This window comes from Vibrio gallaecicus, from assembly GCF_024347495.1.
Taxonomy (GTDB): domain Bacteria; phylum Pseudomonadota; class Gammaproteobacteria; order Enterobacterales; family Vibrionaceae; genus Vibrio; species Vibrio gallaecicus.
Map to the genome: position 1 here is coordinate 1,710,679 of NZ_AP025490.1, position 13,159 is coordinate 1,723,837.

At 39.7% G+C, this 13,159-nt stretch carries 12 protein-coding genes and 1 pseudogene; 9 read left to right on the top strand and 4 right to left on the bottom strand.

All coding sequences use genetic code 11. From position 1 onward, the window contains the following. Positions 1-151: 151 nt before the first annotated feature. Positions 152-2,203, bottom strand: a complete 2,052-nt coding sequence (locus OCU78_RS07400) for a methyl-accepting chemotaxis protein (protein ID WP_137373185.1) — start codon at positions 2,201-2,203, stop codon at positions 152-154. A 104-nt stretch (positions 2,204-2,307) separates the two neighbouring features. On the opposite strand from OCU78_RS07400, the gene OCU78_RS07405 reads away from it, so the two are divergent. Next, complete coding sequence (locus tag OCU78_RS07405) at positions 2,308-2,787, top strand: C40 family peptidase (RefSeq protein ID WP_137373184.1); 480 nt, start codon at positions 2,308-2,310, stop codon at positions 2,785-2,787. Positions 2,788-2,824: 37 nt separating this feature from the next. Here OCU78_RS07405 and OCU78_RS07410 read toward each other — a convergent pair whose 3' ends face one another. Continuing rightward, positions 2,825-3,169, bottom strand: coding sequence for a DUF3802 family protein (locus tag OCU78_RS07410; RefSeq protein WP_137373183.1), 345 nt, complete (start codon positions 3,167-3,169; stop codon positions 2,825-2,827). Positions 3,170-3,683: 514 nt separating this feature from the next. Here OCU78_RS07410 and OCU78_RS07415 point away from each other — a divergent pair. Together OCU78_RS07415 and OCU78_RS07420 are read left to right on the top strand one after the other, a co-directional pair. Continuing rightward, the gene (locus OCU78_RS07415; protein WP_137373182.1) at positions 3,684-4,550 is read left to right on the top strand and encodes a fructosamine kinase family protein; all 867 of its coding nucleotides are present in this window, start codon (positions 3,684-3,686) and stop codon (positions 4,548-4,550) included. A 127-nt stretch (positions 4,551-4,677) separates the two neighbouring features. Continuing rightward, complete coding sequence (locus OCU78_RS07420; RefSeq protein ID WP_137373181.1) at positions 4,678-4,881, top strand: CPXCG motif-containing cysteine-rich protein; 204 nt, start codon at positions 4,678-4,680, stop codon at positions 4,879-4,881. A gap of 78 nt (positions 4,882-4,959) precedes the next feature. On the opposite strand, the gene OCU78_RS07425 is transcribed toward OCU78_RS07420, so the two are convergent. Further along, positions 4,960-5,574 carry a riboflavin synthase subunit alpha gene (locus tag OCU78_RS07425; RefSeq protein WP_137373180.1) on the bottom strand — a complete coding sequence of 205 codons (615 nt, stop codon included), beginning with the start codon at positions 5,572-5,574 and terminating at the stop codon, positions 4,960-4,962. Positions 5,575-5,736: 162 nt separating this feature from the next. On the opposite strand from OCU78_RS07425, the gene OCU78_RS07430 reads away from it, so the two are divergent. After that, positions 5,737-7,107, top strand: coding sequence for an MATE family efflux transporter (locus OCU78_RS07430; RefSeq protein ID WP_137373179.1), 1,371 nt, complete (start codon positions 5,737-5,739; stop codon positions 7,105-7,107). A gap of 140 nt (positions 7,108-7,247) precedes the next feature. Here the strand turns inward: OCU78_RS07430 and OCU78_RS07435 are convergent, their stop codons facing one another. After that, positions 7,248-8,090 carry a DNA ligase gene (locus OCU78_RS07435; protein WP_137373178.1) on the bottom strand — a complete coding sequence of 281 codons (843 nt, stop codon included), beginning with the start codon at positions 8,088-8,090 and terminating at the stop codon, positions 7,248-7,250. Between the two features lie 288 nt (positions 8,091-8,378). On the opposite strand from OCU78_RS07435, the gene OCU78_RS07440 reads away from it, so the two are divergent. The 5 genes and pseudogenes from OCU78_RS07440 to OCU78_RS07460 all read left to right on the top strand — a co-directional run bounded on the left by OCU78_RS07440 (position 8,379) and on the right by OCU78_RS07460 (position 13,021). After that, positions 8,379-8,705: an STAS domain-containing protein gene (locus OCU78_RS07440; protein WP_137373177.1), complete on the top strand. Its 327-nt coding sequence runs from the start codon at positions 8,379-8,381 to the stop codon at positions 8,703-8,705. A 115-nt stretch (positions 8,706-8,820) separates the two neighbouring features. Beyond that, positions 8,821-9,654, top strand: a complete 834-nt coding sequence (locus OCU78_RS07445) for an OmpA family protein (protein WP_137373176.1) — start codon at positions 8,821-8,823, stop codon at positions 9,652-9,654. A gap of 128 nt (positions 9,655-9,782) precedes the next feature. After that, positions 9,783-11,801 (top strand): annotated as a pseudogene (locus OCU78_RS07450) (SLBB domain-containing protein); the annotation flags it as partial. Continuing rightward, on the top strand, positions 11,801-12,490 hold the full coding sequence (locus OCU78_RS07455) for a CpsD/CapB family tyrosine-protein kinase (RefSeq protein WP_137373175.1): 690 nt from the start codon (positions 11,801-11,803) through the stop codon (positions 12,488-12,490). The pseudogene OCU78_RS07450 and the gene OCU78_RS07455, both read left to right, overlap by 1 nt. A 102-nt stretch (positions 12,491-12,592) precedes the next feature. After that, the gene (locus OCU78_RS07460; protein ID WP_240701730.1) at positions 12,593-13,021 is read left to right on the top strand and encodes an Hpt domain-containing protein; all 429 of its coding nucleotides are present in this window, start codon (positions 12,593-12,595) and stop codon (positions 13,019-13,021) included. Positions 13,022-13,159: the final 138 nt, after the last annotated feature.

Below are 13,159 nucleotides of genomic sequence, written 5' to 3' on the forward strand. Positions count from 1 at the left end.
AAGTACAACTTATTTGATAAATAAAGTTGTACTCAATAAAGTTTGCTCTCTACATTTAATTGCTCATATTTTTAGAAAAGCTTAACCCTGCTGACAATCTCTCTGTAAAGCACTCTCAGGCGATGACTACCTACTCGTTAGGCAGCAGCGGCTAAACCAACACATATTTATGAAGTAGAACTTGTTGATTCCCAGCAATTTGTGCCACTTGCTGGGAGCTCCCAACCATGGACTCTAACTGTTGCTTTGTTAGCTCGCCTTGATCCGAAATTCTTGTGATTGAGCTCGTCACATCAGTCGTTGCTCTTGCTTGTTCTTCGGTAGCCACCATAATTTGTTCAACACGCCCTCGAATTTGCTCTACCGCATATTCAATTTGACCAAACGCTTGCTGCACATCACCACTTGTTTGCAGAGCACTTGCCATTTCTTTACGCGATTCAGTGACAGAAGTACGTGATTTGTCGGCAGCGGACACCAGTTCATTCATCATTACTCGGATATTGGTCGTTTGCTGAGAAGTATCACTTGCTAATTTTCTTACCTCATCAGCCACAACCGCAAAGCCGCGCCCTTGCTCCCCCGCCCTTGCCGCTTCAATGGCAGCGTTCAAGGCAAGTAAATTTGTGCTTTCGGCAATACCACTGATCATATCAACCATTTCTCTAATCTGCTTAACTTGGCTATCTAGCTCATGCATTGATACTTCATTTAAACTCAGTGACTTCTCCAAAGCTTGTAAACGCTGTTGGTTTAACCCAACAACTTCACTACCCTTGGTTGACTCCGCAGCAGCAAGAGAAGCGTCTTCATTAGATGCATTAGTGATAGTCGCAATCTCACCAATAGAGGCTTCTAATTGAGAGATCGTAGCGATCATATTTTGTAAAGACTCATTCTGCTGAAGCAAACTTGAACTCGTTTGCTCTGCCGCATCATGGCTAACTTCAGCGGTTTGATAAAGAGTTTCACAGTTTCGAGTGACGGAAGTAACCGACTCTGATGTTGAAGCAACCACTGAATTCAATTTAGTAGCAATGTACTGCAATTCTCTAGGACCGACGATGTCTGCTTGCTTGGAAAAATCATGACTTGCCAGTAAATTGAGTTGTCGTACTATGTTATTTAGCCCTTTATTCGTCCATTGCCTAAATACAAGCCAAGCAATGAACACAATGCTTGCGATGCCAATGCCACTGATTAACAAAGTCTTATTAATACTGGTAATGGTACTATTTACGACGTCTTCACTCTGATCAATCAAGGTCGATGCGGTGTAGGATATTTGATTAAGAGTTCCTATCAATGAGTTCGCTAAAGTAATAATTTCCGTTAGCTCTGACTTTTGTTGCTCCATCAACTCTAGCTTACTTAGAATTTGTTTTAAAACGCCACCTTGACTAAACCCTTGGCTAACCATCTCGTAAGGTGCTGTTAAACTAGCAAATTCAACAATATCAGGGTGCCACTCTTTGAAGTCATCAAACGCCAAGTTAACGCTGGCTTTTCTATTTCGCATCTCTTTATATTCAAGTTCTGCTTTCTCTAATTCTGTTTGCATCATCAGAACTAAAAATAGACCTTCCATTGCTGTTGCACTGGCTACGAATCGGTTTGCGGCATCTAATGCTTCAGGGTTGTCTTCAACCAAAAAAGAACTAATTCGGTTCATTTCTGCCCCAATAGAGGTTAATCCGTAACGAAATCCAGCGACGTTTTTATCAATTTCTATTTGCCTAGCTTGAATATCAATCTGTCTAGATATTACGTTAGAGGCGTGCTGTTGAAGTTGGTTAACATCATCATTCATAGCCTGCTTTTGCTCTGGGGTTATTGCTTCAGGAAAAGCCTGCGCAATAGTAAACAATTCTTGAATCACCGAATTGGATTGTTCAGATATTCGATTAATTGAACCTTCAACTTGTTTTAATTCCTTAAGGTCAGTCGTCTGAGTTGAATATGAAATAAGCTTAACCTGCTCCAGCACGCTTTGTGTGAGTTCGGCATTATTTAATGCTAAGGGTAAGGCTTGTTCTGACAAGCTATCAAATTGCTTTCCAATTCGTTCAACACCGCGAATGCTTGCAAATGATAGAAATGAAACAAGAACGATGATTACAAGGAAAACGATGCTAATGGTATTGATTAATGAAAAGGAGTGAGGTGTAGTAAGACTTTTTCCAGTTGCTTGTGTGTCAGTCATTTTTAATCCAGTTTGACGAAGTAAAGGAGAACCCTTAATTTAGTTCGTATACTAGAAGTGACTGGTGACAGTTATATTTCATTTATTTTTCAAAAGAGTGACAAATGCATTCAAAAAAAATTGTGATAGCAATCGCTTGCACCTTCATTCTCAATGCATGCAGCTCTACACCTCCAATAAGTAATAATGAAAATGAACGACAACTACTGCAACACGACTCTCATATCACGCAATCTTATCTAGGTGTTTATGACGAATGGAAAGGCGTTCCTTATCGATTTGGAGGTGAATCGTTTCGGGGGATAGATTGTTCTGCATTTGTACAAGTTGCTGTTTTTAATGTGACTAAACAAAGTGTCCCAAGAACAACCAATGAACAAAGTAAAGAAGGGATTAAGATCAACTACAAAGATGCGAAAAGTGGGGATTTGGTCTTTTTCAAAACATCGCCAAATACAAACCATGTGGGGATTTACTTAGGGATGAACCAATTTTTACATGCTTCGACATCGAAAGGGGTAATTATTTCTAGGTTGGATAACCCTTATTGGGCATCAAAGTTTTGGCAGTTTAGGCGAGTATAAACTCGCCCAACTTCACGCTGGAAGCATCTATTGATAATTAGTCGTACTTAGCGACCGCTGTATCAAATAAATTTTTAACTAAAGCAATATACTCATCCAAAAATTCGATCTGAGGATTGGTCGCTTTTTTATGCCATACGCCAGCTAATACTTCACCTAAATCAGCAACAACTGAATCCGCTTCTTTTAACAACTTAAAACGCACACTAGAGTGTAGCTCTGGATTTTGCTCGAAGATTGCCATGATGTTCGTTGATATCATATCTGTGACAATATCCTCGATACTTTCAGTACCCGTATCACCCGTCTCAGAAGCAAATACATCTAAGTTAAACGACAGGTGCTCGATTAAAGCTAAGTAACCATCGGTTTCTACAACCACTATACTTCTCCGTTTGACATTCTTGTCAAAAATATTGATTCATTCTGTTATCAGTAATATTAAGTCAACATGGGAATTTGTCATCTACTTATTATGAAAATTCGCATATAAATAACACCAATGACGGTATTATGCGCAAATTTAGACCAAAATGAATTAAGGGCGATAAATATACGGTATTTATCTAAGATTTAAGCTCGACCATATCAAATTAAATTCGTTTTCCAACCAGTCTCCAGTGATCAAGCTCACCTTTGAGAGGTTAATTCAGGATATAAGCAAGGGCCTTTATAAGCTTATCGACCACACCCATCTAGTGGTAACTATCTTTCTACCAACGAAGGATCTCCTCAAAACTTTGCCACACAATAGTTTAGAGACCGCAGTCACATTTATATGAAATTGTTATCTACCAGCAAAATGAGACCAAAGAACATTGACCAACGTGTCGATAAACTCCTCATTTTTATCCTAAACTGATAAATAGAGACCATAACCAAATTGAGGATTTCCTATGTGGCAGGCCATTTCTCAACAGCTTTCAAATACACTCTTATTTAACTTTCAAATAACTGAAAGAGTAAAAGTCCCTGGTGGAGACATTAGTGACTGCTACATGATCAGCGATGGGCATGAACGCTACTTTGTAAAAGTAAATCAACGTGACTTCATCTCTAAATTTGAAATTGAAGCAGAAAATCTACGTTTACTCAGAACAACCAATACCGTGTTTGTACCTGAGCTTGTTCACATAGGTACAACTAAAGATGTCGCGTTTATCATCTTAAATTACTTACCGACAAAACCTTTAGAAACTGATAAAAACAGCTTTGATTTCGGAGTTCAACTAGCCAAATTACATCAATGGGGAGAACAAAAAGAATTTGGTTGTGACCAAGATAACTTCATTGGCAGTACTTTGCAGCCAAACCCTTGGCATAAGAAATGGTCGCGTTTTTTTGCAGAGCAGCGTATTGGCTATCAATTGCAATTGCTTAAAGAAAAAGGGGTTGAGTTTGGCAAAATTGATGAGATGGTCGATATGATCCAAACTCGTTTGTCTGGGCACACCCCACGCCCTTCTTTATTACATGGTGACTTATGGCATGGAAACGTGGCGAATTCGGCTTTTGGACCCATTTGTTATGACCCAGCTTGTTATTGGGGAGACCGCGAGTGTGATATTGCCATGACTGAGCTTTTTGAAGGTTTTCAGCCTGATTTTTACTTAGGGTATGAAAGTATCGCACCTTTAGATCTAGGCTATAGTGAACGAAAAGGTATCTATAATCTTTATCACCTTTTGAATCATTGCAATCAATTTGGTGGTCATTATCTTGCGCAAACAGAAGCCTGTATAGAAAGAATTCAAGCTTTTTAATTTATTAATTATTTGTGAATTACATAATTACTAATAGCACTAGCTTCGAGTAAAGCTAATAATTAACACCTTTAGCTATGGGTCAATAATTAAGCAGTAATGCAAGCTAAGTAAGAGGAAGTACTCTATGCATAATTACACTGAGAAAAGAGTCAATTGCCCACATTGCGGACATTCGATTGGAATTACTTTAGATGCTTCTAATGGTAGCCAGGATTTTTATGACGATTGTCCAGCATGCTGCCGAGCAATTCATTTGGACATGAAAGTTGATGAGCTAAATGACCAAATTAATTTGTCCATTGATGCGGATGATGAACAAATTTTTTAATGATAAAACGCTCTCGCTACCGCAGGACATAAATAAAAAAGAGCACTCACGTGCTCTTTTATTATTGTTACATTTTAACTAAATGTTGCCTTTCGCTGCGAGTACTCTTTCAACTGTATCCACAATCGCTTGAGTTTGAGGATCGAATTCAATATTAACTCGCTCGCCTACTTCCCTTCTTCCAAATAGCGTTCTATTCAATGTCTCTGGGATTAAGTGCACTGAAAAGCGATTATCTTCCACTTCACCGATCGTTAAGGAACAACCATCTATACCAATATAACCTTTACTTAAAACATACTTCATTGATGCTTCTGGTAATTCGAACCAAATAGTACGGTTGTTTTCAGTTTTAATGATGTTTTGAATAGTCGCAGTTAATGCAATGTGCCCTGACATACTGTGACCACCTATTTCATCACCAAATTTTGCGGCACGTTCAATGTTTACGTCATTGCCAACATTAACGTCACCTAAATTGGTTAATGCAAGTGTCGCTTGCATAAGATCAAATGATATACGGTTCTCGTTTATTTCAGTGACGGTGAGACAGCAACCATTATGAGCAACAGAAGCACCAATCGCTAAACCTTCAGCAAGCTGCCCATTGAGTTCTATAATGTGAGTTTGGAATTTGTCTTTTTTATCAATAGCAACAACCGTCGCCACGCCTTGCACTATACCTGTAAACATAATATTCCTATCAAACTTGATGAATGAACAGTTTTTCATAGCAGTTATTGTGACATTTCTTTATCATTCATCCTAGTGGAAGCCTAAAGATCAGTTAAACCTCGTTCGTCCTGAACGTCTAACTCCTTCGCTCACCTACCCTCAACGTTACTGGAGTTAATTGTGCATCGATACAAACAAGAAGCCTCAAATTTAGTCAAACTTGCAACACCTGTATTAATCGCCTCTGTTGCTCAAACAGGAATGAGCTTTGTAGATACCGTCATGGCCGGTGGCGTAAGTGCTATCGATATGGCTGCGGTATCTATTGCAGCAAGTATTTGGCTACCTTCCATATTATTTGGTGTCGGTCTGCTAATGGCTCTTGTCCCTGTTGTCGCTCAGCTGAACGGTTCTGGTCGCCAAGTAAAGATCCCTTTTGAAATCCAACAAGGGATTATGCTAGCGCTTCTGATTTCCATTCCAATCATTGGTGTTCTATTTCAGACGCAATATATTTTAGAAATGATGGATGTTGAAACTGCTATGGCGGACAAAACCAACGGTTACATGAATGCCGTTATGTTTGCCGTACCAGCATTCTTACTTTTTCAGACTTTACGTAGCTTAACTGATGGCTTATCACTAACAAAACCTGCGATGGTGATCGGTTTTCTTGGCTTGCTGATTAACATTCCACTTAATTGGATGTTTGTTTACGGTAAATTAGGCGCCCCTGCACTTGGTGGCGTGGGTTGTGGTGTGGCAACAGCGATTGTTTATTGGATCATGTTTGCTTTATTACTGCTGTATGTTGTGACTTCGAAGCGCCTAGCAAAAATTAATGTGTTCGGTGAGTTCCATAAGCCTCAACTTAAAGCTCAAGTACGCTTATTCAAACTTGGCTTCCCAGTTGCCGCCTCTATCTTTTTTGAAGTGACCTTATTTGCTGTTGTAGCGCTTTTAGTTGCTCCATTAGGCTCACTGATTGTCGCGGCTCACCAAGTGGCCATTAACTTCTCATCTCTAATCTTTATGTTACCTATGAGTATTGGTACGGCGGTGAGTATTCGTGTTGGGCACAAGCTAGGAGAGAGCAATATTGAAGGAGCCAAAATTGCTACCCATGTAGGAATTTTAGTTGGTTTAGCAACATCATTTGTCACCGCTGCTCTGACCGTTATATTCAGTGAAAATATTGCACTACTTTATACCGATAATAGAGCAGTAATTACCATTGCCATGCAACTTCTATTATTTGCTGCTATTTACCAATGTACTGATGCAATACAAGTTATCGCAGCTGGTGCATTACGTGGTTATAAAGACATGCGAGCGATCTTCAACAGAACATTCATTGCATACTGGCTAATTGGTTTACCACTAGGTTACATTTTAGGTATGACAGACTGGATTGTAGAGCCTATGGGCGCTCATGGTTTTTGGATTGGATTCATTGTTGGACTTTCTTCAGCAGCAGCAATGCTTGGAGTTCGCCTTCACTGGATGCATAAACAAGACGACAATGTACAGCTAGAATTCGGTTCGCGTTAGTTTGCATTAATTGGATTTGTTTAAGTTCAAATCCCTTTGGTCAACAACATATAGTTGATGAATTTAAAGATGCTCTATGAAGTTAAAATCGGCCGGACATCTTGATAATTGACATAGAGCTCTGCACTTGCAGGGCTCTTTTAGTAATCACTTCTTTGCCTTACAAATCGGGCAAACTTGGGGATGCCATTTTGGGTAAAACCATTATACCTAAAAGTAATAGTCGACCCGATTTCTGGTGGTGATAACCTCAACTCGTCAGTGAAACCACTTCCAATATAAAACTCTGCCCCTTCTTTTGTCTTAACCAGTACCGATCCCATCATCCCTTTGTACTTACCTGTCCCACCTTTATAGCCAAGAATAATGGCTTCAGCATCATGGTGCTGCTTTAACTTCAGCAAATCATTACTACGTCCGGCTTGATAGCGACTTGATACCTTCCTCAACATCAAACCTTCGCCTTCATCACTACCAATATTATCTAAGTGCTCAAATAAAATTCTTTCGCTTAATATAGGAGTATGGGTGACGTATTTAATATGATCTTCATTAATCACGGCTACCCAATGCAAAATATTATAGTAACGCTTCTGGTAGTCGCCAGCAGCCCCTGGCATATCAAACAGCATTAGATCGATTGCTTTCCATGCTTCATCATTTGGTGTTTGATCAAGTACGGTGGATTGAACAATATGAAACTTTCCACGACCTGCCCACAACTCCCCTTCTAACCGCACATTAGGCAAGTTTTTTGTAAACCAACTGGGCGCGTAAATTCTATTACCATTTCGTGTATGTAGATGAGCACCATCCCAAACCGCTCTTACACCATCAAGCTTTTCACTTTTCCAGTACTCATCAACATTAACTCCTTGCTCGTATTGATTAGCTAATACAAGACTTTCAGGCGGCATATATGACTGATGTGCATAACTAGAAAAGGACAAACAGGTAGCAATGGTAAGTTGGGTTAGTTTCATAAAAAGCTCCTTAGGCAGGCTCTAAGTTTTACACCATTTGCTTAGCATTCACGACATCAATGGATTGCATTGCGATCCAGCCTTCATTCTTATAGCACTTTGCATTTCAAGCTCTTAATAACTTGAGCAGATACCCCACTCACCCTTTTCTCGTTCTCAATTTGATAATTGACTGTTTCTCAATATGAGAAGACATAACCAGTAACACATAAGCTATTGAATTTTATCAACTATAATATTGGCACGTATTCTGCTCTTATAAACATAAGCACACATGGAGATAGAATTATGGAACTACGTAAAATTGAACTCAACAACACCACTCTAACCCTTTCAATATTCGGAAACTTAGATGCGATTGGAAGCCGAGATGTACAAACAGACATTGATGATGTGATCTCTAATGATAAACACCCTGAAATAGAGATTGATTTCAGCCAAGTTGAATTTTTGGACTCATCAGGCGTTGGTGCCATTGTTTATATGTTTAAGCGCCTAACCGAACGCGAGCGAAATATGCGTCTTGAGAATGTTAAAGGGCAACCTTTAGAAATCATGAACTTACTAAGAATTGGTCACGCAATTCCAGTGAATTCTAAGAGCGAAAGCCACTGATTAGTCAATTAGTTTCCTATACTTAAAGTAATTAATTTGTATTAACGAACAAACAGTCATCAAGCAGCTCAAAATACTCAAACATAATAATAAAAAAAGTAACAAGGATGTTGGCATGAATATATCAAATCGATACCTAGCTATAACTCTATCTGTTCTTGTTGTTGGGTGTACTAGTTACCCGCAGCAAGGTACAGGAGGACTAGCAGAAAACTATGATTCCATTAATTACCAGAACTCAGATTTCTCACCAGTTATGCCTGACGAGCCATTAGGCCCAGAGCACGGTCTACGCTTTGACTGGCAACTTGCCAAACTACACTTAGACTCTCTTATCCGCGAAGGAGCCCGATGGTGTTTTCCTGCTGCTGTCGTTCAAGCAATAGAAAAGCAAAACCGTATTGCAAGAGAACTTCAAGGCGGCTTATTGCTAGATGCGGCAAACGATATTGTGATACAGCGTAAGCGACTAAATGAACTAGAAGTACAACTCGATTACGTCACTTCACAAACTCGTTGTTCGCCACCAAAAAATGAATCTCAGTTTAGGCTGCACCTATCTGTGATAGAAAATCTGTATTCACTTCTTAATGTCGACAATCAATTCGCCATCAACTCTACAGAAGTAAACCCTAAATATATGGGAAAACTTGCCGAAGCAGCCAATATCTTAAAAGAATATAAAGACTTAACGCTGGTCGTAACTGGTCATGCTGATGCTACTGGTGAAGAAGACTATAACGACAAACTTGCTCTTGGCAGAGCCAAACAAGTTGAGCGATATCTCACCATTTTTGGTTTGAGCCCACAACGTATTGATACCGTTTCTTTAGGCGAAACCGTACCTCTTTTTGAAGGAAAAACCGATGGGACTCGCTTAACAAACCGCCGAGTCAGTATTGAAGTAATTTCACCAGAAAAATTAAATAATATGGGAGGCTCATTATGAACATGCCAACAAATACCCATTACCTTAGTTATGTCTCATGGTCGAAGTGGCTATTCATCAGTGTAGTTTTATTCAGCCTTAGCTTTACCAACCTAGCTTTCTCTGATGACTCAGATCTATTTTCTGATGCGGTTCAGGTCGGTGATTTAATTCAAGTTAATGTTCCTGGTGAAACAACATTAAACAAAGGTTTCCAAGTCGATAAAAGAGGCAGAATTACGTTACCAGAAGTCGGTGCTATTTTCGTTGCAGGTTACGATAATGAACAACTGAACCGTGTAGTGCTAGATTCCCTCAGTAACGCTTTTCGAGATCTTTCTAACGCTTCCGTTTTTGTTAAAGAACAGCAAATATTAATTTCTGTACAAGGTTACGTTGAGCAGCCCGGTGAATACACTTTGGCACAAGGTTCAAGCATACAAATGGCACTACATGCTGCAGGAGGGCTTCGAGCTGGTGCTCAACTAGATAAGTTATTACTGAAACGCGGAGCCGTTAAAAAAGAATTCAATTACAAAAGTTTTCTAGATTCAGGGAATGATGCAGTTTTACCCGAGTTACAATCATTGGATTCTTTGTTTGTGCCAGCCTCCCCTTTAGTTGGGAATATCGAACAAGAATTTGATGCTTCAAAACTTGCTAATTCAGGTGACAGTGCAGACTCTCGTAGTTCTATCAAAGTCTTTGGTGAAGTAAATGCGCCAGGGTCATTTTCATACAATGAAAAAACTGATCTTGTTGATGTTTTGATGCGCTCTGGTGGCGTTACTCGCTATGCAGGCGTTGAGCAAATTCGCGTTATTTCAAACAACACGCCTACTTTATTCAATCTAAAACAATACTTAGACAGCGGTGATACAAGCTTACTGCCCACACTGCTACCTGGCTCAACCATTTTTGTTCCTAAACAAGAAGAAGAAATCAAGTCCGGTGCGAACACTGTTTACATTATGGGAGAAGTAGCGGAACCGGGTGCTTATGAAGGAAAAAAAGGCGCGACCTTCATGGATATCCTAGCAAATGCTGGTGGACCAACACGCTTTGCTGAGTCCCGCCAAATACGTGTTATTAAAGCGAGTGGTCGAGTATTGAAGTTTGACCTAACAGCATACACAGAGGGCTTAAAAGGTGCGAACCCTCCGGGGATTCAAGCCGGTGACGCGATTTTCGTTCCTGAAAAAACAGACATGAATGAGAAGTCGTGGTTAAAAATTTCACCAGACCGTGCAGTTAATGTGATTGGCGAAGTCGTAAGACCAGGACGAATCGAATGGTCAGATGAAATGGATTTGATGGATTTGCTGGCACACGTTGGCGGACCAACCTTAAGAGCTGACACAACTAAAATTGAAGTCGTCACCGGAAGAAAATTAACCGTTTTTAATTTGGATGATTATATTCGTAATGGAGCGCCAAGAGATCAACTTCCCTTCGTTAATGCCGGAGCAATTATTCGAGTACACGACTTACCGCAAGACCCTTCAGACAATAAATCTCAATGGGTACGTCAAAGCTCTGATGCTTCTATCTATGTTTTTGGCCAAGTAAACGCTCCAGGGCGTTACCGATTCACCAAAGACATGCATTTCCTAGATATTTTATCTGCAGCTGATGGACCAACCAAAGATGCCGACATTCATAATATTCGCATCACACACAGAGATAAAAGTTATTCAAAAGTCAGCAAATTAAACTTGTCATTATATTTTGAAACGGGTGATGAATCTTTACTTCCAAGCGTCACGACTGGTGATACGATTTTTATCCCCGAGAAAGATAAAAATTGGCTAGATCGTTCAAAAGAATCAACAGTTAGAGTATTAGGAGCCGTCAACAATCCTGGTAGATACGTATTCAATGACAATATGACAGTATTAGATATTTTGGCAGAAGCCGGAGGACCAAGAGAGAATGCTTACCTTGAGAAAATAACAGTCGTCAATATGTCTTGTTGCCAAGGTCAAGCTCGTACTTTTGACCTTATTGAGTTCAGTAAAACAGCCAATATCTACCACCTTCCAGTGCTTCGTGCCGGTGATACGATATTCATTCCAGACCGTCGTGATAGCTTCCTTGAAAAAGCACGAGTTGGTCTAGAAGACATTTTAAGGCTAACCACCACCATAGTACTGATAGGGGCACTGTAATGACTATATCTGCCACCCATGCTGAAATTGAGCAACTTTACCTTGCTACTGAGCTAAATGAGCATAAATCAATTTGTGTGACTGCCTGCCATTCAGGTGACGGCGTCACATCTGTAGCTACTGCTTTAGCCGAGCGTTACTTACTTGCAGGGCATTCAACACTTTATGTTGACTTAAATTTGTTCAACCCAGCATTTAAAGACGTCAATATGCTAAATGAACCTAATGGTGAACATTTGATTGAGCATACTGAAACAAATCGCATGTTTGTTGGTGTGCCAGCTCCCCGTCAAGCTTCTACACAACTTGCTTATAAAGACCCAGCAACCTTGACTAAAGTAATAGAACAGTGGTTAGGAAGTTATGATCGAGTGATCATCGATACATCCCCAATTTTGAATATCAATAAAGGGAATATTCCGGCGCAAAGTATCGCAAGTGCCTGCGATACAACCTTATTAGTCATCGCTTATGGGGAGACATCTACCCATCATTTAGAGCAAGCTAAATCTTTACTCTCCGGCAGTTCGATCAATATCATGGGAGCTATCATGAACATGAAAAACACACCCAGCTTTGCCCAAGAACTGGCTCGCCAAATAAACAAAGCTTGGTTCATTCCTAAAAAAATTAGAAACAACTGGGTCAATAAACTGGTCAGAAATGAATTTCTTAATTTGCCTATTTAATTTTGAAACAAGCGCTTCACAATTACTAAAAAAGTCGCATACTCATAGTACAAGGATAATTGGTCGCTCTGTAGAAAATGCCAATGATAGAAGGAAGTTACATTGAACAATTTTAATCAAGAAAGTAAACAGCACCCATTAGCTCAGGTCGAAACAAGCTTAAGAATTGAAAGAGGAGCAGAGTTGGTTGATGAATCAATTTTGCAGCAAATGATCATCGACACTTCAGCTGAAATTATTCCTATGCTTATTGAACATTATGTTGAAGAATCGGCGACTCGCCTCGAAAACATTGTTCAAGCAGCACAAAACCGAGACCAAGAAACACTAGAATTTGAGACTCACACACTTGGCAGTACTTCTCTCGCTCTCGGTAATCATGCTTTATCTTTAGCCGCTAGAAAAATTGAACGTTTATGCCTTGAAAAACAATATTCGACGGCTTTTCCACTTGTTGCTGATCTCAAAGTATTAGCGGATGAATCCATACAAGCACTGATTGTAAGAAAAAATGAAGGCTTCACATCTTAAGTTTGATAACTAGCCACTTAGTAGTGGAATTTCAAATAGATAGAGTCTTTTATCTTTTTTTGTGTCTATATAAAAGTCAGTACTAAACAAACTATGCGCAAGCTAACATATAGAGTGGTTATGCATTGATGACCAAAG

What these genes read in the sequence shown, in the direction of transcription:
- OCU78_RS07400 (WP_137373185.1), bottom strand. Translation starts at nt 2,203, where the DNA reads ATGACTGACACACAAGCAACTGGAAAAAGTCTTACTACACCTCACTCC.
- OCU78_RS07405 (WP_137373184.1), top strand. Translation starts at nt 2,308, where the DNA reads ATGCATTCAAAAAAAATTGTGATAGCAATCGCTTGCACCTTCATTCTC.
- OCU78_RS07415 (WP_137373182.1), top strand. Translation starts at nt 3,684, where the DNA reads ATGTGGCAGGCCATTTCTCAACAGCTTTCAAATACACTCTTATTTAAC.
- OCU78_RS07420 (WP_137373181.1), top strand. Translation starts at nt 4,678, where the DNA reads ATGCATAATTACACTGAGAAAAGAGTCAATTGCCCACATTGCGGACAT.
- OCU78_RS07425 (WP_137373180.1), bottom strand. Translation starts at nt 5,574, where the DNA reads ATGTTTACAGGTATAGTGCAAGGCGTGGCGACGGTTGTTGCTATTGAT.
- OCU78_RS07435 (WP_137373178.1), bottom strand. Translation starts at nt 8,090, where the DNA reads ATGAAACTAACCCAACTTACCATTGCTACCTGTTTGTCCTTTTCTAGT.
- OCU78_RS07440 (WP_137373177.1), top strand. Translation starts at nt 8,379, where the DNA reads ATGGAACTACGTAAAATTGAACTCAACAACACCACTCTAACCCTTTCA.
- OCU78_RS07445 (WP_137373176.1), top strand. Translation starts at nt 8,821, where the DNA reads ATGAATATATCAAATCGATACCTAGCTATAACTCTATCTGTTCTTGTT.
- OCU78_RS07455 (WP_137373175.1), top strand. Translation starts at nt 11,801, where the DNA reads ATGACTATATCTGCCACCCATGCTGAAATTGAGCAACTTTACCTTGCT.